The following is a 22,147-nucleotide window of genomic DNA, read 5'->3' on the forward strand; positions in this document are numbered from 1 at the left end:
GGGCGGCCTGGGTAGAGCTCGTCCATCTCAGCGCACGACGATCTTGCCGACCATCATCGGATGGATGCCGCAAAAGTAGGCGTAGCTGCCCGGTTTGTCGAGCACGGTAGAGAACGAGTCGCCCGTATCGAGCGCTTGTGACGGCTTGAATGCACCGGCCGCGCTGACGATCGCGTGCGGTTCGTCGTCGCGATTGATCCAGACGATGCGGGCGCCGGCCGGCACCGTGAGTTCTTTCGGCGAAAACGCGAAGCCTTGGATCTCGATGCGGTAGGTGGCGTTGCTTGTGCCGGCGATGGCCGTATCGCCGCCATTCGACGCGGCGAAGGCAGCGTGATCCAGGCTAGCCGCCGCGAGCAAGGCAACGGGCGTGGCGGCGAGCGCAAGAAAGAGCGAGCGGCGAGCGGGAGCGAACGCTTTCATGACAAGGCCTCGTCGGTCAGCGCGAGCGTGCTGCCCGCTTGCACGTGGCGCACTTCGCGCACGCCGAGATAGGCCGCGAGTTGGCCGGGCGGCACGTCCTTGAGCGGCCCGGGCCCAGGCCCCACACCCGGCGCGGGCTGCGGATAGGCGGTCGAGCGCGCCGTATAGAACGTGACATGGCCTTCGACCTTCTGCTGAATTTGATGGATGTGGCCGTTGAGCACGGTGACCGAGCCGAAGCGGCGCAGCATCGCGAGCGCTTCGCCCGCGTCGTCGGTGCCCCAGCCCCAGGCCGGGTACAGCGACCACATCGGCATGTGCGCGAATACGACGATCGGCGTCTCCGACGAGCGCGATGCCAAATCCTGCTTGAGCCAGGCGATCTGATCGGGGCCGAGCCAGCCGAGGCCGCCCCCTTTCAGATTCAGCACGTTGATGAGCGCGACGAAATGCACGCCGCGATGATCGAAGCTGTACCAGCCGCCCTCGGTCTGCTTTTCGCCGAAGCGACGGAAGAACTCGCGCCCGTTGTCGCCGATGACATCGTGCTCGCCGGGCACGAAGAACGCGCGCTGCGTGCGCGAGCCGCGCATCAACTGATCGACGGTATCGAACTCGTCGGGGCGCGACAGATGTGTCAGGTCACCCGTATGGACGATGAAGTCGGGCTGTTCGGGTTGCGCATCGATGCGCGCGAGCGCGGCCTTGAGCGTGCCCGCGACGTCGGGGTTCGGCGCTTTCGTGAAGCCGATATGCGAATCGCTGATCTGCACGAAGCTGAAGGAAGCATCCTTTAGCGCGTCGGCTGTTGCGGCTGCGTCGGCATCGCCCGGGCTGCCGAGCGTGCGGGCTTGCAACACGCCGGCGTGCATCGTCCAGAGCGTGCCGGCACCGGCCCACGCCATACATTCGAGAAAGCGGCGGCGGTCTATCGGCGCGCGGCCGCTGCGGTCGTCATCGTGATCCATGTTCATCTCCTCCGAAAATGAGTGCGCCATGTGCGTTGAGGCGCCGTGCGTGAGATGGCAGCACCGCACTCGGAGTGGATGACCGGATGAGCGCCGCCGATATTCCCGACGCAGCCGATTTGTGGTGTCGCTCGCGGAATCCATGGCTGAACTCGGTGGAGGAGTCGAGCCCCAGGGTCTTATTATTTCATCCGGGTATTAATTGACATGTTAATTTCACCCGGATAATATTCGACAACCTTTTCCTTCGGAGCATCCCGTGTCCCATCTGCTCGAGCCCTGCCTATTTACGAGTTTCGACGGCCATCGCCATCTCGCGTCGGGAACGCTGACGACGGTCGCGCTCGCCACCAAGCGGGCGAGTATCGAAGGCTCGGCGGGCCCCCTTCTCATTTTCGATAACCGGACGGGCCGCTCGATCGACGTCGACACGAGGGGCACCGACGAGCAAGTGCGGGCGCGGCTGAGCGAGGAGCCGGGGGCATGTTCGCCGATCGTGCCGCCACAGTCGGATGAAGCGCCGGCGAGTGCCGGCGAAGACGCCGCGACGCGAGGCCGGGGCCGGGGCCGACCCAAGCTCGGGGTGATCGCGCGCGAGGTCACGCTGTTGCCGCGGCATTGGGCGTGGCTCGGCGCGCAGCCTGGCGGAGCGTCGGTGGCGCTGCGCAAGCTCGTGGATGAAGCGCGTCATAAGCATGCACAGCGAGATGCGCGGCGCGCGGCGCACGAGCGGGCCTACCACTTCATGTCCGCGATGGCCGGCGATTTGGCCGGCTTCGAAGAAGCAACGCGCGCGCTGTTCGCCGACGAAGCCTCCCGCGTAAACACGCTCACCGCCGATTGGCCCGTCGACCTGCGCCGCCATATCGAGTGGCTTGCGTTCGGCGACGCGACGCGGCTCACACCCGCGGCCGAACCGCTGCCTTGACGCATGGCCGCTGTCGGGTGCTTGTCCGCCGCCGCGTTCGTTGCGATGCTCGTGTTCCGGACAACCTGTTACCGGCTGCGATGGCGTGGCCGCATCGTCGTTCGACGTTTGGTTTAGGCCGTCATCGCATCGCGCACCTGCGCGCCGATTTCGAACGATCGGAGCCGTGCGGCATGATCGTAGATCTGCGCGGTGAGGATCAACTCGTCGGCCTGTGTTTGGGCGATGATCGATTCGAGCCCCGCGCGAACGGTCTCGGCGCTGCCGACGGCCGAGCAGGCGAGCCCACGCCGGACGTTGGCCAATTCCATCTCCGACGCGTCGAGTTCGTCCACCGGCGGCGGCAACTGCCCTGGCGTGCCGCGCCGCAGCGCGATGAACTGCTGCTGCAGCGACGTGAAAAGACGCTCGCCCTCGGCATCCGTTTCGGCGGCGAACAGATTCACGCCGACCATCGCATAGGGCCTGGCAAGCGCTGCCGACGGACGAAATTGCGACCGATAGACATGGAGTGCCGTCAGCAGATGATCGGGGGCAAAGTGCGACGCGAACGCGAAGGGCAGGCCGAGCCCCGCCGCCAGTTGGGCAGAGAACAGCGACGAGCCCAGTAGCCAGATGGGCACGTTCAAGCCGGCGCCGGGCACGGCGCGCACGCGCTGGCCGGCAACGGGGTCGGCGAAATAGCGTTGCAGTTCGAGCACGTCGTCGGGAAACCGCTCCGCACTGTCGTGCAGATCGCGCCGCAGCGCACGGGCGGTCGTTTGGTCAGTGCCGGGGGCGCGGCCGAGGCCGAGATCGATCCGATCCGGATACAGCGAGGCGAGCGTGCCGAATTGCTCGGCGATCACGAGCGGCGCGTGGTTCGGTAGCATCACGCCGCCCGAGCCGACGCGGATCGTCTGCGTTCCCCCGGCGATATGGCCGATCACGACAGCCGTCGCCGCGCTCGCGATGCCGGGCATGTTGTGGTGTTCGGCAAGCCAAAAACGCCGGTAGCCCCAGCGCTCGGCGTGCTGGGCAAGCTCGAGCGAGTGGCGGAAGGCATCGGCCGGCGTTTTGCCGAGCGGGACGGGTGCGAGATCGAGGACCGAGAACGGGATCATCATCGAGATCGTGCCGCGAAGCGAGCCGCCGCATGCGGTGCGGCGACGCTGCGGCGGCAGCAAAGAGAACGGAGAGCGCATTGTGCCAAACGGCCCGCATCGCTGCTGGCTGCGGAAAAGAGGCCCTATTTCCAGGAGGGGCACCGATCGATCGACGTCGTGTGGGCGGCGGCGCATGGCGTCCGGATCGCATGGCACGGACATCGTGTGGATATGGTTGCATAGCTAATTAACTTGAACTACAGTTCGGTTCATGTTCGATCAATGCCTTTACTTCAACACGTCGGCGTTGGCCCGGCGTCTCGAGCGCGAATGGGCCGAAGCCTTCGAGCCGTTCGGCGTGACGCCGCCGCAGGGTTTCATGTTGCGGGCGATTCTCGACCGCCCGGGCATGTTGGCGCACGAAGTTTCCGACATGCTGTCGATCGCGCGTCCCACCGCGACGAGGGCGCTGGACGGTCTCGAGGCGCGCGGCTACATCGAACGTCGCCGCGTGGAAGGGGACGGGCGCGAAGTGGCGATTTACCCCACAGCGCAGGCGCTTGCGATCAAGCAGCGGTTGAACGATGCCAGCGGTGAAGTGACGGCGAGGTTGAAGGCGCAGATGGGTGGTGCGGCATTTGCTGAGACGGTGCACAAGATCCGTGCGGTGCGTTCGGCCTTGAAGTGAAACGATCATTTTTCATACGCAATAGTTGCATAGCTAATTAAGTAAACAAACGAAGGAGTAACGACATGTCTGACACCGACTTACAGGGACAAGTGCGGGAGGCGGCAGTGCCGGCGCGTGCCGTGCGTACGATGGCCGCGAAGGAAGTGGCCGCCCGGCACGGCGATACGACGATTGACATGGGTCTTCCATCCGAGATGATGCGCATCGCCGCTTTTTGCGCTACCAGTTGGCTTGCGGCGTGCGTACTTTATTTCGGCCGACATAGCGTCGCACTGATTGCGGTGTGCGCGGTGCTCGCGCTCGGCGGATACGATTTGTTTCGACCGGATTGAGCGCGTTCGTATCGATGCGTATCGACGCGTGTCGCGTGATCGGCTCGCGCGGGCAACGGACGATGACGTTCCCCTCGGAAAGCGTTCGGCGCGAACCCGGCCGGAATGCCCGTTCTTGCGTTTTGGAATAAACACGTGGCCCGAAGCGTTTCTTGCGGACGATGATCCGATGCGTTGCGCGATCATCAGGTCGTCTGGAACTGGACAGCGATGTTCCAGCCGTGTTTTTTGCTGCGACGTTTTCTAGCAGCGGAACGTGAGGAGCGTGCAGATGAAAATTTCCCGCGTTGTTTCGGCTGTTTGCGTGATGCTGGCGTTGGCGATAGCCTCCGTGGTGACGAACGGATGCTCCACCGGCGGCGGCATGAATTCGTCTGATAGCAGCAGTGGCAGCAGCAGCGGTGGTACTGGCGGCTATTGAGTCCGGGGTGTCTCCCGTGATCGCTGAGTGAGTTTCGAAGCCGATGTGATTGCGTGGCTACCGCAGTTGCGCCGCTATGCGCGCGCACTAACGGGCGACGCAGCGTGGGCCGACGATCTGGTACAGGATACGGCGGAGCGTGCGCTTGCGCGCTGGACGGCGTTTCGTCCGCAAAGCAACCTGCGCGCGTGGTTGCTGACGATCCTGAGACACCTCTACATCGACCAATTGCGCGGGCGCCGCGAAATCGCCATCGACGAGGAGAGCGCACCGTGGCGCAATCTCGAGGCGCCGCCAGGCGAGGTGGACGGACTGGTCTTGCGCGACGTGCAGCGCGCCTTATATGCCCTGCCGCTCAAGCAGCGCGAAGTCCTGTTGCTGGTGTGCGTCGAAGAGTTGAGCTACCAGGAGGCATCGGCGGTGCTCGGCGTGCCGATCGGTACGGTGATGTCGCGGCTCTCTCGTGCGCGTGAACATATGCGCGAGATGCTCACGGAGGGGCCGGCGCACGAGCGCGCGCCCCTGTCAGTAGCGAGAAATCCATGATGAACCACGACGATCTCGGCTCTTCGAGCGAACGCCTGCCCGATCTGCTCGCGCTTTCGGCATTCGTCGACGACGAACTGCCCGATTCGGCTTGCGCGCCGGTGCAGGCGCATCTGGCGCGAGACAGCGAAGCGGCCCGGCGGGTCGCGGCGTGGCGCGCTCAGAAGTCCGCGCTCAAAGTCTTGTGCAGTGGGCCCGCCCGCGAGGGGCCCGCGGTCGTCGTGGTGCACGCGCCGCGGCCCGCGTGGCAGCGCTTTGCACGATCCGTGGCCTGGTTGGTGACGGGTGCCGGCATTGCACTGACGATCGGATCGTTCATCGGACCGGTTACACGAGGCTGGAACCACAACGAGCCTGTGAGCTTCGCCAGGCGCGCCGACATCGCTTACGCGGTGTATGCGCCCGAGCGGCGTCATCCCGTGGAAGTGGCGGCGAACGAGGAAGCGCATCTGGTTGCGTGGCTGTCCACGCGGCTCAACCGGCGATTGTCGGTGCCGTCACTGCAGGAATACGGCTATTCGCTGGTCGGAGGGCGCCTGCTGCCGGGCGAAGCGGGGCCGGCTGCGCAATTCATGTACGAGAACCGGAGCGGAGAGCGCCTCACGCTTTACGTCACCGGCGTGGCCCGCGATGAGACAGCGTTTCGGCTCTTTCGCGACGGCAACCGAAGAACCTTCTACTGGGTCAACGACCACATGGGCTATGCGCTCTCGGGGCCCATCTCGGAAGACAAGCTTCGCGCCATCGCAATCGAGGTCTGCGGTGCGCTAGGCGGCCGACCCGAGAGCTGGGAATGAGTACGCCGCTGTGAGCGCAAGTGCAGATTGCGCAGCGCCTTGCTGTTTCACGACACCGCGGCCATCGCGGAAACAAACGGTAATCGAATCGCGCTGCGTTCGCTCGCCGACGCGGAATAGTGCCGCGCGGCCGGTCGTTTACTGCTTGCTCGTGCGCATCGTAGGGAACTCGTCGTGAAGGTGCGCACCGTGCCGAGGCGAACCGACCGCGTCTTTACGGCGCTGGCGCGCGTGTGCGAGCTGCAGTGCTGGAGGTCGAAGCAGGGCGAAATCATGTGCAAGACCTTTTATGTGATTCTCGCGACGATATGCGGCGTTGGAGTGGGCTCCGCGCTGCCGGCCGCCGCGCAATCTTATCCCGACGCCCCGGCGGCCAGCCCGGCATGCCAGCCGGTCACGGGCCACGCGCAAATCAACGGTGCCGAACAGCAGATCAGCGGTTGGGCGTGCCAGCAGCCGGACGGCACGTGGCAGATCATGCAGACTGACGAAGCCGGCAATCTCTATCCTGTCGCCGGCTACCCGTACCCTTACTACTATTATGATGGACCATGGTTTTGGGGCGCGCCGGTGGTGCTCGGCGTTGGCGCTTCGTTCGTATTCGTCGACCGTTTCCACCGTTTCCATCCGATGAATCGCGGCCACTTCGGCCATGGGCGCGGTGGTTGGTCCAGCGCGGCGGGATGGCATGGAGGCGCGGGCGGGGCGCGCGGGTTCGGCGGCGGGATGATGCGGCGTTAGGGATATCCATCCGCGTGCGGCAAGCGCATTGCGCGTGCTGCAAGGCGGATGGCCGGCATCGTTGCAATCGGGCGAGTTGACTTAGGCGAGATCGCACGCGCGATCCGCCAGAGCGAGGTTGCCATGCTTCGACAGATCGGCTCGGTCATGTGTCTCGCCGCGATGCTGGGATTCGGAGCGAATGCGTTCGCACAATCCATTCGAATCGAATCCGGCACTTACGGCGCCAACTGCGGCGCACATCGCGGCAACGTCACGCGCGATCTCGCGGCACATTGCGATTCGCTCGAGACCTGCCGTTACGCGATCGATCCGACGATGGGAGGCGGACAGGCCAATGCTTGCAAAGCCGATCTCGTTGCGCAATGGTCATGCGGACCGAGCCTGTCTCTATCTCATGCGGCGATTGTCCGGGCCGTGACGAGCAAAGGTAGCGTGCTCGTGCTTACTTGCCTACCGTCCACCGGCGCAGGCAAATAACCTTTCGAACAATTGAACGATTGCAGCCGGTTCGTGGCCCAATCGACGTTTGCCCGACGCTCGGCCTCAGTGGGACAGAATCCTAGGGTTATCCCTTGGTTCGATGTCGTTGCTCCACATTGCCTCGTTTCTTCCCTCGCTGACATAGCGGGCACCCCAAAAGTCCTTCTCGTCCTCCCTTGAATTTGCCCCACTCGGTCCATATAATTAGCACTCGCTGCACTTGAGTGCTAACAAAAAATCCGTCCGGGCCGTTCCGGCGGCCTTACTTTCAGCGTTCTTCAGTCTCAAACCCAGAGAGGAGTAAGCATGAACCTTCGTCCCTTGCACGATCGCGTCATCGTGAAGCGTTTGGATCAGGAAACCAAGACCGCCTCGGGCATCGTGATCCCTGAAGCCGCGGCCGAAAAGCCGGATCAAGGCGAAGTGCTCGCGATCGGGCCGGGCAAGCGCAACGATAAGGGTGACCAAATCGCGCTCGACGTCAAAGTCGGCGATCGCATCCTGTTCGGCAAGTACGCAGGCCAAACCGTCAAGGTCGACGGCCAGGAACTGCTGGTGATGCGCGAAGAAGACATCATGGCGGTCGTTCAGAAGTAACCCCGTCCAGAACCGTATTCCACAAAGATTTCAAGGAGTTAGAAGATGGCAGCTAAAGACGTCGTATTCGGCGACAGCGCTCGCGCCAAGATGGTTGAAGGCGTGAACATCCTTGCGAACGCGGTGAAGGTCACGCTGGGCCCGAAGGGTCGCAACGTCGTCCTCGAACGCAGCTTCGGCGGCCCGACGGTCACGAAGGATGGCGTGTCGGTCGCCAAGGAAATCGAGCTCGAAGACAAGCTCCAGAACATGGGCGCGCAGATGGTCAAGGAAGTTGCGTCCAAGACGAGCGACAACGCCGGCGACGGCACGACGACGGCCACGGTGCTGGCTCAGTCGATCGTGCGTGAAGGCATGAAGTACGTCGCATCGGGCATGAACCCGATGGATCTGAAGCGCGGCATCGACAAGGCCGTGCACGCCGCCGTGGAAGAACTGCGCAAGGTCAGCAAGCCCTGCACGACGAGCAAGGAAATCGCTCAAGTGGGCGCGATCTCGGCGAACAGCGATACGTCGATCGGCGATCGCATCGCGGAAGCGATGGACAAGGTCGGCAAGGAAGGCGTGATCACCGTCGAAGACGGCAAGTCGCTCGCCGACGAGCTCGAAGTCGTCGAAGGGATGCAATTCGACCGCGGCTATCTGTCGCCGTATTTCATCAACAATCCGGACAAGCAAGTCGCCGTCCTCGAGAGCCCGTTCGTGCTGCTGCACGACAAGAAGGTTTCGAACATTCGCGATCTGCTGCCGGTGCTCGAGCAAGTGGCCAAGGCTGGCCGTCCGCTCCTGATCATCGCTGAAGACGTCGAAGGCGAAGCGCTTGCTACGCTCGTCGTCAACAACATCCGCGGCATCCTGAAGACCGTTGCGGTCAAGGCGCCGGGCTTCGGCGATCGTCGCAAGGCGATGCTCGAAGACATCGCGATCCTCACGGGCGGCCAAGTGATCGCCGAGGAAACGGGCCTCACGCTCGAAAAGGCGTCGCTGCAAGAGCTGGGTCAAGCCAAGCGCATCGAAGTGGGCAAGGAAAACACGACGATCATCGACGGCGCCGGCGAAGCGGTGAACATCGAAGCGCGCGTGAAGCAAATCCGTACGCAAATCGAAGAAGCGACGTCCGACTACGACCGCGAAAAGCTGCAAGAGCGTGTCGCGAAGCTGGCGGGCGGCGTGGCCGTCATCAAGGTCGGTGCGGCGACGGAAGTCGAAATGAAGGAAAAGAAGGCGCGTGTCGAAGACGCGCTGCACGCTACGCGCGCTGCCGTTGAAGAAGGCATCGTTCCTGGCGGCGGCGTGGCGCTGATCCGCGCTCGCACGGCGATCGACGGCCTGAAGGGCGCGAACGCCGACCAAGACGCCGGCATCAAGATCGTGCTGCGCGCGATGGAAGAGCCGCTGCGTCAAATCGTGATCAACGGCGGTCTGGAAGCGGGTGTCGTCGTGGCAGCCGTTGCGCAAGGCAAGGGCAACTACGGCTTCAACGCTGCGACGGAAGAGTACGGCGACCTCGTGGAAGCCGGTGTCGTCGATCCGACGAAGGTGACGCGTACGGCGCTGCAAAACGCCGCTTCGGTGGCAGGCCTGCTGCTGACGACGGACGCAGCCGTTGCCGAACTGCCGAAGAAGGATGCCCCGATGCCTGGTGGTATGCCCGGCGGCATGGGCGGCATGGGCATGGACATGTAATTTCGGATGGCCGGCTCAGGCTGGCTGCCGAAATCGCATGAGAGGCGCGCCGCAAGGTGCGTCCCTCCAGCCGATAAAAAAACCCGCAGCGATGCGGGTTTTTTTTATTCCCTTCGAAATGAATGCCGGGCCAGCCGAGCGCACTTGCTTTGGGCGCATTCGTCTCGAGAGTCGATGGGCGGAGCGGTTAGGCTAGGGGCGAGACGACTTATGTTTCGATGGATCTCCGCTGATTAGCGGCGGCGAGGGCGCATCGTCGTCGTCGCGCGCCCAGAAAAAACGATCCGGCAAATACGCGCCCATGCCCGGACGAAATGCCTGGCGCACCGCCTGATACAAATATTCCTGCGCTTCTCGCACCGCATCGGCAGGTTCCTGCCCGTTCGCGAGCAGCGCGGCCACGGCCGCGCCGAGCGTGTCCGTGATTCCCATGAGCCGATGTTGCGGCCGGTCCCACATGTCCTGCCGCAGTTGGCCCTCTTCGCTGAACAGCGTATTGACGAACCGATGCGTGCCCGTTTGCGTCGACAACACGTACTCGGCGCCTTGCGACAGCAAATGCGCGATCGCGCCGTCCAAGCTCGGTGCTTCGGCATCGCCGTCCGGCTGCGCGAGCGCAATGAGCGTCGATTGATCGGCGATGAGGACCGTCGTTTGCGGGGCGAGCAGATCGGCGTACGATTCGCGCAACTCGTCAGCCGCCAACACGTGCTCGTCGTCGACCGTGAAGTCGGGCGCGAGGATCAACGGGATATCGTCATAGTCGGATACGACCTCGGCGATCGCGCTGACCACTTCCGCGCGCGTCGCGGCGCCCACTTTGAATGCGGCGATGGGCATGTCCTCGAGCAGCATGCGCGCTTGCGTGGCGACGACGTCGGGGTCGAGCCCTGTCACTTCGTCGCAGGTGGCCGAATCGCGTACCGTATAGCCCGTGAGGACCGTTACGCCGTGGCAACCCATGCTGGCGAGCGTGAGCAGGTCGGCCTGCAGGCCGTAGCCGCCGGTGGGGTCGGATAAGCCGAAGGTCAGAACGATCGGAGGGGCGGCGCTTTGCATGGAGTAGGAGCGATTATCGTGAAAGCCGAGAGCGGCGGGCCGGCCGGCGCGCCTGCGCGGTCGGTTCATTATGCGGCCTAATTCGGTCGGATGGCACGGCCGATGGCGCGTTTGCGCGGCCAGCCGCGCTAGGTGCCGAGGCGAAGACCGATGGACGACGCCCCGTCCCCGAAGGCCCGCCTCGCTCGGATTCCTAGCCAGCGGCACCCCAAAACGGTACCATCATGGCTCTTTGATCAACGGATCTTTCGACGCGACACAAGAATGGAATATAAACAGTGGATGTGCCTGATTTGCGGCTGGATCTACGACGAAGAGGCCGGTCTGCCTGAAGAAGCCATCGCCCCGGGTACTCGCTGGGAAGACGTTCCGATCAACTGGACGTGCCCCGAATGCGGCGCGCGCAAGGAAGATTTCGAGATGGTTCAGATCTGATTGCGAGCCGAAGCGGTATGAGCCCCTTGCGCTCGACCTGCTTCGCATGCCCCCGACGCCATGACATCCGTTGACCTGCCCAGCCTAGAGGCCTTGCCGAACCCGCGCGGCGCGGCGGTGCGCGAAGCCGAGGCCGCGCTGGCCGAGGCGCTGCAGGCCAGCGAAGCGCAGATCGCGGTCGTCGGGCCGTTGCTGCGGGCGGCACAGGCGCTGCGTCAGGCCGGTTGGCTGGCCTCGCAGCGATTCACCGATGCGCTCGTGCTGGCTTCGCCGTTCGCTAACGGCGCCTTTCTGCCGCAATTTCGTGCGGCACTCACCGATTTCCACGCGGCCCTGACCCGTCACAACCTACGCGAGCTTGCTTGCTCGCCGACGCTCTTCGCTCACTATCGCGAATTGAATGCGCAGGTTGCGCACCATACCCAAGGCTATGTCGTGGCACTCGAGGATCTTGCCCTTGCGGGGCGGCCGATCGCGCCGGCCAGCCTGTGTGCGATCTCGGCTTCAACGCGCTCTGGCGTGCGCGCGCGTTACGAGCAGGCGCTACTGCCCGTACTGAAGGGGCATGACGCCGCGGGGGCCGCGCTGGACGAACTCGATGCCTGCGTGGCCGAACTCGCCGGCGCCGATACGTACGACGTTTGGCGCCTGGCCGGCGCATGCTCGCGCACGTTGCGCGTGAACGGGCGTGCCCAAGCGGGCGATCCCGAGGCCAAGCGTTTCTACGCTCGCTGCAATCTGCTGCTCGCAGAGCAAGGGCATGGCTTGCAGTTGGCGCCACGCTCGTTCGTGCGGGCGTCGCTCGCGCTGCTATGGCGCGATTACGCGCTCTACGGCGCGGCGGCCGAAGATGCCGACGCGGTGGCGTTGCTCAACGATTACGGCTTGACGGTCGACTGGCACGTCGCGGCGACGCAGGCATCCGAGGTCGCCTGGGAGCGGGGGGCGGCCGAAGCCGAGGCGGAAGCGGCGGCGGGTGGGGCCGTCATGCGCGAGTTGGGGGTGGTGTCCGTCAACGTCCATGCGTACGAGGATTTCCTGCAAACGGCCGACGCGTCGATGGCGGCGCTCACCATGAGCACCGATGCGGCGTTTGCGGCGGCGGCGTCCGATGCGGCGCCGGCCGAGCACGCGGCGCAGGCTGCCTATGGGCTCGGCGCCGCGGCGCAGGCGCTGGGTCTTGGCCACGTCGCCCTGCTGGCGGACGCGCTCGGTCTCGCGTGGCGCCGGCATGCCTATGCGGTGCGCGTCGGATCCGCGCTGTCGATCCCTGCGCGGCGGCCGGTCGAGCAGGCGGGGGAAGCGCTGCGTGCGATGCTGCTGCGTGTTGCCGCCGGCGTCGCGCCGCCCGATTCGGCCGTGCCGCTCGCTTTGTTGACGCAAGCGATCGAGCGCGCCGTTCCCGCTACCGCTACCGCGCCGGCATCCTCGATGTCTTAAGCGCTGCAAGACTTCGAAGTTTCACCGCCTTATCGCCGGACACAAAAGCGTTTTCCCCATCCCGTTACAGCCATTTCGCATCGCAACCGCGCTCCGACACGCCGCTTGAAGGGGTACGAGCGCGCTCCCAAGCGGTCAAAGCAGCGGGGCGCCGTCGGCATGCATGATAGAGTGCGGACAATGTGAGGGCCGCTTTGGGCGGGCGCGTTCGATGCGCCGTGTTTGTGCCGACGGCCCGCCCTGCGTGCCGGCGCGCATTTGCGGCGTCCAACATGCACCGTCTTTGCTAAAATTCGAACCATGCCTAAGAGTAACGATCGCATCAACCTGACCAACCAGTTCCTGATCGCCATGCCCAATATGGCGGATCCTACTTTTTCAGGAACGGTGGTCTATCTTTGCGATCACAGCGAGCGCGGTGCGCTCGGTCTCGTCATCAATCGGCCGACCGACATCGATCTCGAATCGCTTTTCAGCCGCATCGATCTGAAGCTCGAGATCGAGCCGCTGCTTCATGTTCCCGTGTACTTCGGCGGCCCGGTGCAAACCGAGCGCGGCTTCGTGCTGCACGAGAGCGTCGAAGGCAGCGCCTATACGTCCTCGATGTCCGTCACGGGCGGCCTCGAAATGACGACGTCGAAGGATGTCCTCGAAGCCGTTGCCAGCGGCAAAGGCCCGCAGCGCTTCTTGCTCACGCTCGGCCATGCGGGCTGGGGGGCGGGGCAGCTCGAGGAAGAGATCTCGCGCAATGGCTGGCTCACGGTCGAAGCCGATCCGACGATCGTTTTCGACGTGCCGGCGGACCATCGTTTCGAGGCCGCACTCGCGCTGCTCGGGGTGACGCCGTCGATGCTCTCGGGCGACGCGGGTCACGCATGATGAAAGGCGTCGGGCGTGAGGCGACGCTGCTTGCGTTCGATTACGGCGAAAAGCGCATCGGCGTTGCGGTCGGTAACGCGCTGACGCGGCAGGCGCGCGCGCTCGTCGTCGTGCCGAATCGCGATCGCGAGTTTCGTTTCGAAGCGGTCGGCAAGCTCATTGGTGAATGGAAGCCCGATGCGCTCGTCGTCGGGCTTCCCTGTCATCCCGACGGCACGCCGCACGCCATGACGCAGCTCGCCAAGCGTTTCGGCAATCAGTTGAACGGGCGTTTCAATCTGCCTGTCGCGTGGGTCGACGAGCGTTACAGCTCGGTGGCGGCCGATCTCGACATGCGCGAGAGCGGCGTTGCCGCACAGATGCGCGATGCCGAGGCGGCGCGCGTCATTCTTCAACAGTATCTGGACGGGCTTTCCGATGAGTTGCACTGATGCCGAAGCGTCCTATCGGACGCTCCTCGCGCAGATCCGCGACGCCTATGGCGCATCGTTCGCGGCTACCGACGGTCCCGTGCTCGCGGGGATTTACAGCGGTGGCGCATGGCTCGCCGAGCGTCTCGCGCGCGATCTCGGCGCGACGTTTTTCGGTGTCGTGAACGTCGCGCTGCATCGCGACGACTACGCCAAAAAAGGATTGCACAGCCAAGCCAGCCCTACCTCGTTGCCGTTCGACGTCGACAACCGGCGCATCGTGCTCGTGGACGACGTGTTGCACACGGGCCGCACGGTGCGCGCCGCCATCAACGAACTGTACGACTACGGGCGTCCCGCCGCGATCGAGCTTGCCGTGCTCGCCGAGCGCAGTGGCCGCGAGATGCCGGTCGAAGCGCGCTTCGTGGGCGCGCACGCGGAAATTCGCGCCGACGCGACGCTCGTGCTCGAGCGCGGCAGTGAGATGCAGTTCACGTTCCGCACCGAAGAGCGCACCGATTGAACCGTGCGCCGAACTTGCCGCCGGCGCTTTTCGACAGCGCGCGTATCGTGCCGGCGTGCGTGTCGTCCCTCTCCGTTTGAATTAGACCGATCATGAATACCGCCACCCCGGGCCGCGCCGATCAGAGCGGCGAGGCTTCAACCGCCGAACGCTTTCGCTACGGCTTCCTGAAAGGCAATCCGCAGCTCACGAAAAACGGCGAGCTCAAGCATTTGCTGACGATCGAAGGGCTGCCGCGCGCGATCGTCACGCACATTCTCGACACGGCCGAGCAGTTCGTGAGCGTGACCGATCGCGAGGTCAAGAAGGTGCCGCTGCTGCGCGGCAAGTCGGTATTCAACCTCTTCTTCGAAAACTCGACGCGCACGCGCACGACGTTCGAGATCGCCGCGAAGCGTCTATCGGCCGACGTGCTCAATCTGAACATCAATGCATCGTCGACGAGCAAAGGGGAATCGTTGCTCGACACGATCAACAACCTGTCGGCCATGCACGCCGATATGTTCGTCGTGCGCCATGCGTCGAGTGGCGCGCCGTATCTGATCGCCGAACACTGCGCACCGCACGTGCACGTGATCAACGCCGGCGACGGGCGCCACGCGCATCCCACGCAGGGGCTGCTCGACATGTACACGATTCGCCACTACAAGCGCGATTTCACGAATCTGCGCGTGGCGATCGTCGGTGACATCCTGCACTCGCGCGTGGCGCGTTCGGACATTCACGCGCTGACGACGCTCGGCGTACCCGAGGTGCGGGCGATCGGCCCGCGCACGCTGTTGCCGGGCGGCCTCGAAGAGCTTGGCGTGCGCGTGTACCACAACCTCGACGAAGGGCTCAAGGACGTCGACGTCATCATCATGCTGCGCTTGCAGAACGAGCGGATGAGCGGCGCGTTGCTGCCTTCGGCACAGGAGTACTTCAAGAGCTGGGGGCTCACGCCCGAGCGGCTCGCCCGCGCCGCGCCCGATGCCATCGTCATGCATCCGGGCCCGATGAATCGTGGCGTGGAGATCGATTCGCAGGTGGCCGACGGCCCGCAATCGGTGATCCTGAGTCAGGTGACGTTCGGCATCGCGGTGCGCATGGCCGTGATGAGCATCGTCGCCGGCAACAACGATTGAGCAAGCCGCATCGAAGCCCGAGCGGCACGGAAGCGGCAGCAAGAAGAGCGACGGAAAGACAATAAAGGCAGCGCATGAAGATTCATATCGAAGGCGGCACGGTGATCGACCCGCAAGCGGGCACCGAGCGACGGGCGGACGTTTTCATTGCCGACGGCGCCATCGCCGCGATCGGCGCGGCGCCCGCTGGGTTCAAGGCTGACAAGACGATCGACGCGAAGGGGCTTGATGTTGCACCCGGCTTCGTCGATTTGTCGGCGCGGCTGCGCGAGCCCGGCTACGAGCACAAGGCGACGCTCGACTCCGAGATGGCGGCGGCCGTGGCCGGCGGCGTGACGACGCTCGCGTGCCCGCCCGACACCGACCCGGTGCTCGATGAACCCGGGCTCGTCGAAATGCTCAAGTTTCGCGCGAGCAAGCTGCATCGCGCACACGTGCATCCGCTCGGCGCGTTGACGGTCGGATTGAAGGGTGCCGTGATCACCGAGATGGTCGAGCTGACCGAAGCCGGCTGCATCGGCTTCACGCAAGCCGACGTGCCCGTCGTCGATACGAAAGTGCTACTGCGCGCGCTGCAATATGCGAGTACTTACGGCTATACGGTATGGCTGAGGCCGCAAGACGCCTACCTTGCGCAAGGTGGCGTGGCGGCAAGCGGCGCGCTCGCGTCGCGCTTGGGCTTGTCGGGCGTGCCCGTGGCGGCCGAGACCATCGCATTGCATACGATTTTCGAGCTGACGCGAGCAACGGGCGCGCGCGTTCACCTGTCGCACTTGTCGTCGGCCGCGGGCGTTGCGCTCGTGCGCGAGGCGAAGGCCGAGGGGCTGCCCGTTTCGTGCGACGTCAGCGCGAATCACATTCATCTGATCGACGTCGACATTGGCTACTTCGATTCTCAGTTCCGCCTCGATCCCCCGTTGCGCGCACAGCGCGATCGCGAGGCGATTCGCGCGGGCCTGGCCGATGGAACGATCGACGCCATCTGTTCGGCGCATACGCCCGTTGACGACGATGAAAAGCTGCTGCCGTTCGCTGAGGCCACGCCCGGCGCGACCGGCCTCGAGTTGCTGCTCTCGCTGACGGTAAAGTGGGCCGACGAGGCGCGGCTGCCGCTCGCGCGGGCACTGAGCCGCATCACGGTCGAGCCGGCGAACGTCCTCAAGCTGCCCGTGGGCCGCATGGAGGTGGGGGCGGCGGCCGACATCTGCGTGTTCGACCGAAATGCCTATTGGCGCGTCGAGCCTCGCGCGCTCAAGAGCCAAGGGCACAACACGCCGTTCCTCGGCTACGAGCTGCCGGCGCGCGTGCGCGCGACGATCGTCGCGGGTCACGTGGCGTACGAACAGGCGTGACAGGCGTGACAGGCGTGCAGCGCGCAGGCAAACGCAGGGGAGCATCGCGATGAGGGTCATGCTTGCCAAGCTTCGGCTTGCGCTCCATCTGCTGTGTGGCGCATGGATCGTGGCGACGCGTTTTCCGCGACTCACGGCTGCGCGCAGAGTCGAGATCAATCGCATCTGGTCGCTGAAGCTGCTCGAACTCGTGGGCATGCGGCTCGTCGTACACAACGACGCGGCGCGGCTCGACCAACGCACGCTCGTCGTCGGCAACCATATTTCGTGGATCGACATCTACGTGATCAATGCGTGGCGGCCGACACCGTTCGTCTCGAAGGCGGAAGTGCGCGCGTGGCCCGTCATCGGCTGGCTCGCGGCTCAGCTCGATACCGTGTTCTTGCAACGCGAAAAGCGCAGGGACGCAAAACGGATCATGCATGAGCTGGCTACTCGGCTCGAAGCCGGCGGCTGCGTTTGCATGTTTCCCGAAGGCACGACGTCGGACGGCCTCGCGTTGCTGCCGTTTCACTCGAACCTATTCCAGGCGGCCCTCGCGGCTCAATGTGCCGTCCAGCCGATCTGCCTGCTATACGAAGATTCGCAAGGGCGCCAATCGACCGCGCCCGCGTATGTCGGCGACACGTCGCTACTCGAATCGCTCGACACGCTCCTGCGCAACGGGCCGGTGACGGCGCATTTATACGTGGGCGAGCCTATCGCGCCGGTCGGCGACAGGCGCGAACTGGCGGCGCAGGCGAGGCAGGTGGTGGCGGCCGGTTTGGCGATGTTGCAAGCGGGAACGAAGACGCCGCCGGAATCGGTGCCTCGCGAAGCGCAAAGCCCCGATCTCCCAGCCGGTCCGGCCGCGTCAGCGGATTCGTGAACGCGATGCCGATGGCGTCAGCCTTGCGACCGTGCGAGGCGAATATGGCTGCGAACGAAACTGTCCAGCTCGTCGAGCGACTCGGCAATGCTGGAATGGCGCGTATCGAGCGCCAGGTCGGGAGCGGTCGGCACTTCGTAGGGCGAGGAGACGCCGGTGAATTCGGCTAGCGTGCCGCTACGCGCTTTTGCGTAGAGCCCCTTCGGATCGCGCGCTTCACATACGCTCAGATCGCTGCTCACGTGTACTTCGAAGAAACGCTCGCCGACGATCGCGCGGGCCAGCTTGCGCTGGGCGGCCGCCGGGGAGATCAAAGCGCAAATGACGACGAAGCCTTCGGCCTTGAACAGCGATGCAACCTCCGCCGTGCGGCGAATGTTTTCTCGGCGGTCGGCGCTGCTGAAGCCGAGGCCGGCGTTCAGGCCGGTGCGCAATACGTCTCCGTCTAGGACGACCGCCATGCAGCGTTCGTCGGTCAGCCGTTGCTTCAGTGCCTTGGCCAGCGTCGTCTTGCCGGCCCCGGACAGGCCGGTCAGCCACAGCACGCCGCCCGGCTCGCGCGTCGAGATATCGGTCTGCGGCATCGGGTGGGGAGCGAGAGTGTGAAGAGTGCGTTGCAAATGTGTCTCCTACTAGGGCCGCGTCTGCGGCCCAGTGCAATAAGACGATTGTATGAAGCAACGCGGTGGGGGACAAAGCACTTGACCGCTTACAACCATTACCAAGTGTTTAATCCTGCATAACCAAATACTTAATGCTCCGCTAATCCTACGAGCCCTACGAGCCGCCGGGTGTGGGTGCCGCGGCGCTATTCGGGGCGGGAAACGCAACCGTCGCACGCGACTTGGATCACTTCGCGTTCGTGGGGCAGGCGGGCCAGTCGTACCGCGGACAGGCGATTGCCCCATACGCAGCCAGAATCGAGCCCGATCAGGTTGTCTTTCAGCATGAGCCCAAGCGCGGCCCAGTGGCCGAATACGACGGTGACGTCGGCTGTGCGCCGGTCCGGGGCGTCGAACCAAGGCAGGTAGCCGGGTGGAGCCGCGTCGGGCCCATTGCTGCAGTCGAACTCCATCTCCCCGTTCGGGGTGCAAAACCGGATGCGCGTGAAGGCGTTGAATGCGACGCGTTGGCGGTCCGCCCGCTTCAAATCGGCGCTCCATCGACGCGGCTCGTTGCCGTACCACTGCGCGAGCGTCTGTTTCCAATCCGGCGAGCGCAACGCGCATTGCAGTTCGTCAGCGAGCTCGAGCGCGAGCGTGACGTCCCATTGCGGCAGCACGCCGGCGTGAACCATCAGCAGGTCGCGCTCGAAATGCGCGAACGGGCGATGGCGCAGCCAGTCGATCAGCTCACCGGCATCGGGTGCGGCGAGGATGTCGGCAAGCGTATCGCTTTTTTTTAGCGGTCGAATGCCGGCTGCGACGGCCAGCAGGTGCAGATCATGATTGCCGAGCACCGCGCGCGCGGACTCGTCCAAAGCCATGACGTCGCGCAGCGTTGCCAAGGAATCGGGGCCGCGATTGACGAGATCGCCGGCAAACCAGAGCGGCGTGTCGGGCGCGAGCGGCAATTGCGAGAGCAGGCGCTTGAAGGGGGTATGGCAGCCTTGAAGATCGCCGAAAGCGAACGGTGTGGTAGCAAGGGTTGTGATCATGACTTATGTCGGCCGCGGCGCGCGTCGAGTTTCGCTGCGCTTCGCGAGTGTTACGAGCGGGCTTTATAATCGAGCCTTTCCGCTCCCCGCAGTCTTGCGAACGAGCGTTCGAGCCGTCGATTCCATGACCCGATTGTACGGAAGCTTTTACATGATCGCTCGCCAAGCGTTTTCCAAAGGGACTCCATGATTCTGGTAACCGGCGGTGCCGGCTTCATCGGCGCCAACTTCGTGCTCGATTGGTTGCGCCGATCGGACGAGGCCGTGCTGAACGTCGATAAGCTGACTTACGCGGGCAATCTGCGCACGCTTCAGTCCTTGGAAGGCAATTCGGGGCATGTTTTCGTGCGGGCCGATATTGGTGACGGCGCCGCGCTCGCGGCGATGTTGACGGAGCACCGGCCGCGGGCCGTGGTGCACTTTGCCGCGGAAAGCCACGTCGATCGGTCGATTCACGGCCCGGCCGATTTCGTCCAGACCAATGTCGTTGGGACCTTCACGCTGCTCGAAGCCGTGCGCGCTTATTGGAGCGGCCTCGACGACGCCGCCCGAGCCGGCTTCCGGTTCCTGCACGTGTCGACGGACGAAGTGTTCGGATCGTTGTCGCCCACCGACCCCCCGTTTTCCGAGGCGTCCCAATACGCGCCGAATAGTCCCTATTCGGCCAGCAAGGCCGGCTCCGATCATCTCGTGCGCGCCTACCACCACACGTACGGGCTGCCTGTGCTGACGACGAACTGCTCGAACAACTACGGCCCATATCAGTTTCCGGAAAAGCTGATTCCGTTGGTGATCGCGAACGCCATCGCCGGAAAGCCGCTGCCCGTCTACGGAGACGGACGGAACGTGCGCGATTGGCTGTACGTCGGCGACCATTGCGCCGCCGTGCGCGAAGTGCTCGCGCGCGGCACGCCCGGCGAGACCTACAACATTGGCGGCTGGAACGAAAAGACGAACATCGAAGTCGTTCAGGCGATCTGCGATTTGCTCGACGGTGCACGGCCGAAGCCGAGCGGCTCCCATCGCGATCAAATCGCGTTCGTCAAAGACCGCCCCGGCCATGACCGGCGCTATGCGATCGACGCGCGCAAGCTCGAGCGCGAGCTCGGGTGGAAGCCGGCGCATACGTTCGAAAGCGGCCTTGCCGAAACGGTACACTGGTACCTCGAAAATCAGACGTGGGTCGACGAGGTCGCATCCGGCGAATACCGGAAGTGGGTCGAGACGAACTACGCGAAGCGCAGTTGACGAGAGCGAAACCTATGGCGCGCAAAGGCATTATTCTCGCAGGCGGCTCGGGCACACGGCTTTACCCGATCACGCACGTCGTATCGAAGCAGCTTCTGCCCGTCTACGACAAGCCGATGATCTACTATCCGCTGTCGACGCTGATGGTCGCCGGCGTGCGCGACGTGCTCATCATTTCGACGCCGCAGGACACGCCGCGCTTTGAGGCGATGCTGCACGACGGCAGCCAATGGGGGATGAGCTTCCAATACGCGGTGCAGCCGTCCCCGGACGGGTTGGCGCAGGCGTTCGTCATCGGCCGCGATTTTGTCGGCGGCGAGCCGTCGGCGCTCATTCTCGGCGACAACATCTTCTACGGGCACGATCTTGCCGCGCAACTCGAACGCGCGGATGCCAGAGCGTGCGGCGCGACGGTGTTCGCCTATCACGTCCAGGACCCGGAGCGTTACGGCGTCGTCGAGTTCGATGCGCAGTTTCGCGCGCGCTCGATCGAGGAAAAGCCGGCTCGCCCGCGCTCCAGCTATGCGGTGACAGGCTTGTACTTCTACGACGAAAAAGTGTGCGACATCGCGGCCGACATCAAGCCCTCGGCGCGCGGCGAACTCGAAATCACCGACGTCAATTCGCGTTATCTCGCCGATGGACAGCTCAATGTCGAAATCATGGGCCGGGGCTACGCATGGCTCGATACCGGCACGCATGATTCGTTGATCGAAGCGGCGACGTTCATCTCCACGTTGCAGAAGCGGCAGGGGTTGATGGTCGCTTGTCCGGAGGAAATCGCTTATCGCCAGCGCTGGATCGATGCCGAGCAACTGCTCAAGCTCGCTCAGCCGCTTGCGAAAAACGGCTACGGCGCCTATCTGCAAAGCATTCTCACCAATCAAGTCGCATGAGTATCCAAGTCACTCCCGTTAGCGCGCTTCCCGACGTCAAACTGATCGAGCCCAAGGTGTTCGGCGACGCACGCGGGTTCTTCTTCGAAAGCTTCAACGCGCGCGAGTTCGCCGAGCAGGTACAACCCGGCGTCGAATTCGTGCAGGACAATCACTCTCGCTCAGCCAGGGGCGTGCTGCGGGGCCTGCACTATCAAATCCACCATCCGCAAGGCAAGCTCGTGCGTGTGACCGAGGGCGAAGTGTTCGACGTGGCCGTGGATGTGCGCCGCAGCTCGCCGACGTTCGGGAAGTGGGAGGGCGTCGTGCTCTCGGGCGATAACCGCCGCCAACTCTGGATACCGCCCGGCTTCGCACACGGTTTCGTCGTGCTGTCCGAGTCGGCGCAATTTCTCTACAAAACGTCCGATTTCTGGTACCCGGAGCACGAACGGACGCTGCTTTGGAACGACCCGGACATCGGGATCGAATGGCCCATCGAGTTCGAGCCCGTGCTCGCCGCGAAGGACACGGCCGGCAAGCGGTTGGCCGATGCCGAGTGTTTTGCGTGATGGGGAC

General features: G+C 64.2%; 27 protein-coding genes. 21 read left to right on the plus strand and 6 right to left on the minus strand.

What is annotated here, in order from left to right; genetic code table 11:
- Positions 1-27 precede the first annotated feature (27 nt).
- Together J3485_RS04575 and J3485_RS04580 are read right to left on the minus strand one after the other, a co-directional pair.
- Entirely contained in the window at positions 28-423 is a 396-nt protein-coding gene (locus tag J3485_RS04575; protein WP_206951374.1) for a cupredoxin domain-containing protein, read from the minus strand.
- Positions 420-1,397, minus strand: coding sequence for a metallophosphoesterase family protein (locus J3485_RS04580; protein WP_374192433.1), 978 nt, complete (start codon positions 1,395-1,397; stop codon positions 420-422). Before J3485_RS04580 ends, J3485_RS04575 begins: the two co-directional genes overlap by 4 nt.
- A 253-nt stretch (positions 1,398-1,650) precedes the next feature.
- Between J3485_RS04580 and J3485_RS04585 the strand changes: the two genes are divergently transcribed.
- On the plus strand, positions 1,651-2,319 hold the full coding sequence (locus J3485_RS04585; RefSeq protein WP_206951376.1) for a DUF2239 family protein: 669 nt from the start codon (positions 1,651-1,653) through the stop codon (positions 2,317-2,319).
- A 113-nt stretch (positions 2,320-2,432) separates the two neighbouring features.
- Here J3485_RS04585 and J3485_RS04590 read toward each other — a convergent pair whose 3' ends face one another.
- A complete protein-coding gene (locus J3485_RS04590; RefSeq protein ID WP_206955645.1) occupies positions 2,433-3,422 on the minus strand; it encodes an LLM class flavin-dependent oxidoreductase in 990 nt (329 codons plus the stop codon).
- 253 nt (positions 3,423-3,675) lie between these two features.
- Between J3485_RS04590 and J3485_RS04595 the strand changes: the two genes are divergently transcribed.
- The 9 genes from J3485_RS04595 (at position 3,676) to groL (ending at position 9,698) form a co-directional block, all read left to right on the plus strand.
- Positions 3,676-4,092 carry a MarR family winged helix-turn-helix transcriptional regulator gene (locus J3485_RS04595; RefSeq protein WP_206951377.1) on the plus strand — a complete coding sequence of 139 codons (417 nt, stop codon included), beginning with the start codon at positions 3,676-3,678 and terminating at the stop codon, positions 4,090-4,092.
- A gap of 65 nt (positions 4,093-4,157) precedes the next feature.
- Entirely contained in the window at positions 4,158-4,427 is a 270-nt protein-coding gene (locus tag J3485_RS04600; RefSeq protein ID WP_206955877.1) for a hypothetical protein, read from the plus strand.
- Positions 4,428-4,698: 271 nt separating this feature from the next.
- Positions 4,699-4,848, plus strand: coding sequence for a hypothetical protein (locus J3485_RS04605; protein WP_206951378.1), 150 nt, complete (start codon positions 4,699-4,701; stop codon positions 4,846-4,848).
- A 27-nt stretch (positions 4,849-4,875) separates the two neighbouring features.
- Positions 4,876-5,394 (plus strand): sigma-70 family RNA polymerase sigma factor, encoded by a 519-nt coding sequence (locus J3485_RS04610; protein WP_206951379.1) that lies wholly within the window; start codon positions 4,876-4,878, stop codon positions 5,392-5,394.
- Complete coding sequence (locus J3485_RS04615) at positions 5,394-6,191, plus strand: anti-sigma factor family protein (protein ID WP_206955646.1); 798 nt, start codon at positions 5,394-5,396, stop codon at positions 6,189-6,191. Before J3485_RS04610 ends, J3485_RS04615 begins: the two co-directional genes overlap by 1 nt.
- A gap of 273 nt (positions 6,192-6,464) precedes the next feature.
- The gene (locus J3485_RS04620; RefSeq protein WP_206951380.1) at positions 6,465-6,932 is read left to right on the plus strand and encodes a hypothetical protein; all 468 of its coding nucleotides are present in this window, start codon (positions 6,465-6,467) and stop codon (positions 6,930-6,932) included.
- Between the two features lie 123 nt (positions 6,933-7,055).
- On the plus strand, positions 7,056-7,412 hold the full coding sequence (locus J3485_RS04625; RefSeq protein WP_242538482.1) for a hypothetical protein: 357 nt from the start codon (positions 7,056-7,058) through the stop codon (positions 7,410-7,412).
- 309 nt (positions 7,413-7,721) lie between these two features.
- Positions 7,722-8,012: a co-chaperone GroES gene (groES, locus tag J3485_RS04630; RefSeq protein ID WP_206951381.1), complete on the plus strand. Its 291-nt coding sequence runs from the start codon at positions 7,722-7,724 to the stop codon at positions 8,010-8,012.
- A gap of 45 nt (positions 8,013-8,057) precedes the next feature.
- Positions 8,058-9,698, plus strand: coding sequence for a chaperonin GroEL (groL, locus tag J3485_RS04635; RefSeq protein ID WP_206951382.1), 1,641 nt, complete (start codon positions 8,058-8,060; stop codon positions 9,696-9,698).
- 192 nt (positions 9,699-9,890) lie between these two features.
- Here the strand turns inward: groL and J3485_RS04640 are convergent, their stop codons facing one another.
- Positions 9,891-10,757 (minus strand): hydroxymethylpyrimidine/phosphomethylpyrimidine kinase, encoded by an 867-nt coding sequence (locus tag J3485_RS04640; protein ID WP_206951383.1) that lies wholly within the window; start codon positions 10,755-10,757, stop codon positions 9,891-9,893.
- A gap of 264 nt (positions 10,758-11,021) precedes the next feature.
- Here J3485_RS04640 and J3485_RS04645 point away from each other — a divergent pair, with 264 nt between their 5' ends.
- The 8 genes from J3485_RS04645 (at position 11,022) to J3485_RS04680 (ending at position 17,788) form a co-directional block, all read left to right on the plus strand.
- The gene (locus J3485_RS04645) at positions 11,022-11,192 is read left to right on the plus strand and encodes a rubredoxin (RefSeq protein WP_206951384.1); all 171 of its coding nucleotides are present in this window, start codon (positions 11,022-11,024) and stop codon (positions 11,190-11,192) included.
- A gap of 60 nt (positions 11,193-11,252) precedes the next feature.
- Positions 11,253-12,632, plus strand: a complete 1,380-nt coding sequence (locus J3485_RS04650; RefSeq protein WP_206951385.1) for a hypothetical protein — start codon at positions 11,253-11,255, stop codon at positions 12,630-12,632.
- A gap of 300 nt (positions 12,633-12,932) precedes the next feature.
- Positions 12,933-13,511: a YqgE/AlgH family protein gene (locus J3485_RS04655; protein ID WP_206951386.1), complete on the plus strand. Its 579-nt coding sequence runs from the start codon at positions 12,933-12,935 to the stop codon at positions 13,509-13,511.
- Positions 13,511-13,942: a Holliday junction resolvase RuvX gene (ruvX, locus tag J3485_RS04660; RefSeq protein WP_374192434.1), complete on the plus strand. Its 432-nt coding sequence runs from the start codon at positions 13,511-13,513 to the stop codon at positions 13,940-13,942. Before J3485_RS04655 ends, ruvX begins: the two co-directional genes overlap by 1 nt.
- Positions 13,929-14,444 (plus strand): bifunctional pyr operon transcriptional regulator/uracil phosphoribosyltransferase PyrR, encoded by a 516-nt coding sequence (gene pyrR / locus J3485_RS04665; protein WP_206951389.1) that lies wholly within the window; start codon positions 13,929-13,931, stop codon positions 14,442-14,444. Before ruvX ends, pyrR begins: the two co-directional genes overlap by 14 nt.
- Positions 14,445-14,536: 92 nt before the next feature.
- Complete coding sequence (locus J3485_RS04670; RefSeq protein WP_206951390.1) at positions 14,537-15,568, plus strand: aspartate carbamoyltransferase catalytic subunit; 1,032 nt, start codon at positions 14,537-14,539, stop codon at positions 15,566-15,568.
- 74 nt (positions 15,569-15,642) lie between these two features.
- Positions 15,643-16,920: a dihydroorotase gene (locus tag J3485_RS04675; protein WP_206951391.1), complete on the plus strand. Its 1,278-nt coding sequence runs from the start codon at positions 15,643-15,645 to the stop codon at positions 16,918-16,920.
- Between the two features lie 49 nt (positions 16,921-16,969).
- Complete coding sequence (locus J3485_RS04680) at positions 16,970-17,788, plus strand: lysophospholipid acyltransferase family protein (RefSeq protein ID WP_206951392.1); 819 nt, start codon at positions 16,970-16,972, stop codon at positions 17,786-17,788.
- Between the two features lie 17 nt (positions 17,789-17,805).
- Here the strand turns inward: J3485_RS04680 and cysC are convergent, their stop codons facing one another.
- Entirely contained in the window at positions 17,806-18,372 is a 567-nt protein-coding gene (gene cysC, locus J3485_RS04685; protein ID WP_206955648.1) for an adenylyl-sulfate kinase, read from the minus strand.
- A 224-nt stretch (positions 18,373-18,596) separates the two neighbouring features.
- A complete protein-coding gene (locus J3485_RS04690) occupies positions 18,597-19,445 on the minus strand; it encodes a symmetrical bis(5'-nucleosyl)-tetraphosphatase (RefSeq protein ID WP_206951394.1) in 849 nt (282 codons plus the stop codon).
- 186 nt (positions 19,446-19,631) lie between these two features.
- On the opposite strand from J3485_RS04690, the gene rfbB reads away from it, so the two are divergent.
- Genes rfbB through rfbC form a run of 3 tightly spaced genes read left to right on the plus strand, consistent with a single transcriptional unit; the run spans position 19,632 to position 22,140 of the window.
- Positions 19,632-20,693 (plus strand): dTDP-glucose 4,6-dehydratase, encoded by a 1,062-nt coding sequence (rfbB, locus tag J3485_RS04695; RefSeq protein WP_206951395.1) that lies wholly within the window; start codon positions 19,632-19,634, stop codon positions 20,691-20,693.
- Between the two features lie 14 nt (positions 20,694-20,707).
- Positions 20,708-21,589: a glucose-1-phosphate thymidylyltransferase RfbA gene (rfbA, locus tag J3485_RS04700; RefSeq protein ID WP_206951396.1), complete on the plus strand. Its 882-nt coding sequence runs from the start codon at positions 20,708-20,710 to the stop codon at positions 21,587-21,589.
- Positions 21,586-22,140, plus strand: coding sequence for a dTDP-4-dehydrorhamnose 3,5-epimerase (rfbC, locus tag J3485_RS04705; protein ID WP_206951398.1), 555 nt, complete (start codon positions 21,586-21,588; stop codon positions 22,138-22,140). The genes rfbA and rfbC overlap by 4 nt, the downstream gene beginning before the upstream one ends.
- The last annotated feature ends 7 nt before the right edge of the window (positions 22,141-22,147 follow it).

It is taken from the genome of Trinickia acidisoli (assembly GCF_017315725.1).
Taxonomy (GTDB): domain Bacteria; phylum Pseudomonadota; class Gammaproteobacteria; order Burkholderiales; family Burkholderiaceae; genus Trinickia; species Trinickia acidisoli.

Coding starts and splice junctions, on each gene's coding strand:
- J3485_RS04575 (WP_206951374.1), bottom strand. CDS start 423: ATGAAAGCGTTCGCTCCCGCTCGCCGCTCGCTCTTTCTTGCGCTCGCC.
- J3485_RS04580 (WP_374192433.1), bottom strand. CDS start 1,397: ATGAACATGGATCACGATGACGACCGCAGCGGCCGCGCGCCGATAGAC.
- J3485_RS04590 (WP_206955645.1), bottom strand. CDS start 3,422: ATGATCCCGTTCTCGGTCCTCGATCTCGCACCCGTCCCGCTCGGCAAA.
- J3485_RS04595 (WP_206951377.1), top strand. CDS start 3,676: ATGTTCGATCAATGCCTTTACTTCAACACGTCGGCGTTGGCCCGGCGT.
- J3485_RS04600 (WP_206955877.1), top strand. CDS start 4,158: ATGTCTGACACCGACTTACAGGGACAAGTGCGGGAGGCGGCAGTGCCG.
- J3485_RS04605 (WP_206951378.1), top strand. CDS start 4,699: ATGAAAATTTCCCGCGTTGTTTCGGCTGTTTGCGTGATGCTGGCGTTG.
- J3485_RS04615 (WP_206955646.1), top strand. CDS start 5,394: ATGAACCACGACGATCTCGGCTCTTCGAGCGAACGCCTGCCCGATCTG.
- J3485_RS04620 (WP_206951380.1), top strand. CDS start 6,465: ATGTGCAAGACCTTTTATGTGATTCTCGCGACGATATGCGGCGTTGGA.
- J3485_RS04625 (WP_242538482.1), top strand. CDS start 7,056: ATGCTTCGACAGATCGGCTCGGTCATGTGTCTCGCCGCGATGCTGGGA.
- groES (WP_206951381.1), top strand. CDS start 7,722: ATGAACCTTCGTCCCTTGCACGATCGCGTCATCGTGAAGCGTTTGGAT.
- groL (WP_206951382.1), top strand. CDS start 8,058: ATGGCAGCTAAAGACGTCGTATTCGGCGACAGCGCTCGCGCCAAGATG.
- J3485_RS04640 (WP_206951383.1), bottom strand. CDS start 10,757: ATGCAAAGCGCCGCCCCTCCGATCGTTCTGACCTTCGGCTTATCCGAC.
- J3485_RS04645 (WP_206951384.1), top strand. CDS start 11,022: ATGGAATATAAACAGTGGATGTGCCTGATTTGCGGCTGGATCTACGAC.
- J3485_RS04650 (WP_206951385.1), top strand. CDS start 11,253: ATGACATCCGTTGACCTGCCCAGCCTAGAGGCCTTGCCGAACCCGCGC.
- J3485_RS04655 (WP_206951386.1), top strand. CDS start 12,933: ATGCCTAAGAGTAACGATCGCATCAACCTGACCAACCAGTTCCTGATC.
- ruvX (WP_374192434.1), top strand. CDS start 13,511: ATGAAAGGCGTCGGGCGTGAGGCGACGCTGCTTGCGTTCGATTACGGC.
- pyrR (WP_206951389.1), top strand. CDS start 13,929: ATGAGTTGCACTGATGCCGAAGCGTCCTATCGGACGCTCCTCGCGCAG.
- J3485_RS04670 (WP_206951390.1), top strand. CDS start 14,537: ATGAATACCGCCACCCCGGGCCGCGCCGATCAGAGCGGCGAGGCTTCA.
- J3485_RS04675 (WP_206951391.1), top strand. CDS start 15,643: ATGAAGATTCATATCGAAGGCGGCACGGTGATCGACCCGCAAGCGGGC.
- J3485_RS04680 (WP_206951392.1), top strand. CDS start 16,970: ATGAGGGTCATGCTTGCCAAGCTTCGGCTTGCGCTCCATCTGCTGTGT.
- cysC (WP_206955648.1), bottom strand. CDS start 18,372: ATGCCGCAGACCGATATCTCGACGCGCGAGCCGGGCGGCGTGCTGTGG.
- J3485_RS04690 (WP_206951394.1), bottom strand. CDS start 19,445: ATGATCACAACCCTTGCTACCACACCGTTCGCTTTCGGCGATCTTCAA.
- rfbB (WP_206951395.1), top strand. CDS start 19,632: ATGATTCTGGTAACCGGCGGTGCCGGCTTCATCGGCGCCAACTTCGTG.
- rfbA (WP_206951396.1), top strand. CDS start 20,708: ATGGCGCGCAAAGGCATTATTCTCGCAGGCGGCTCGGGCACACGGCTT.
- rfbC (WP_206951398.1), top strand. CDS start 21,586: ATGAGTATCCAAGTCACTCCCGTTAGCGCGCTTCCCGACGTCAAACTG.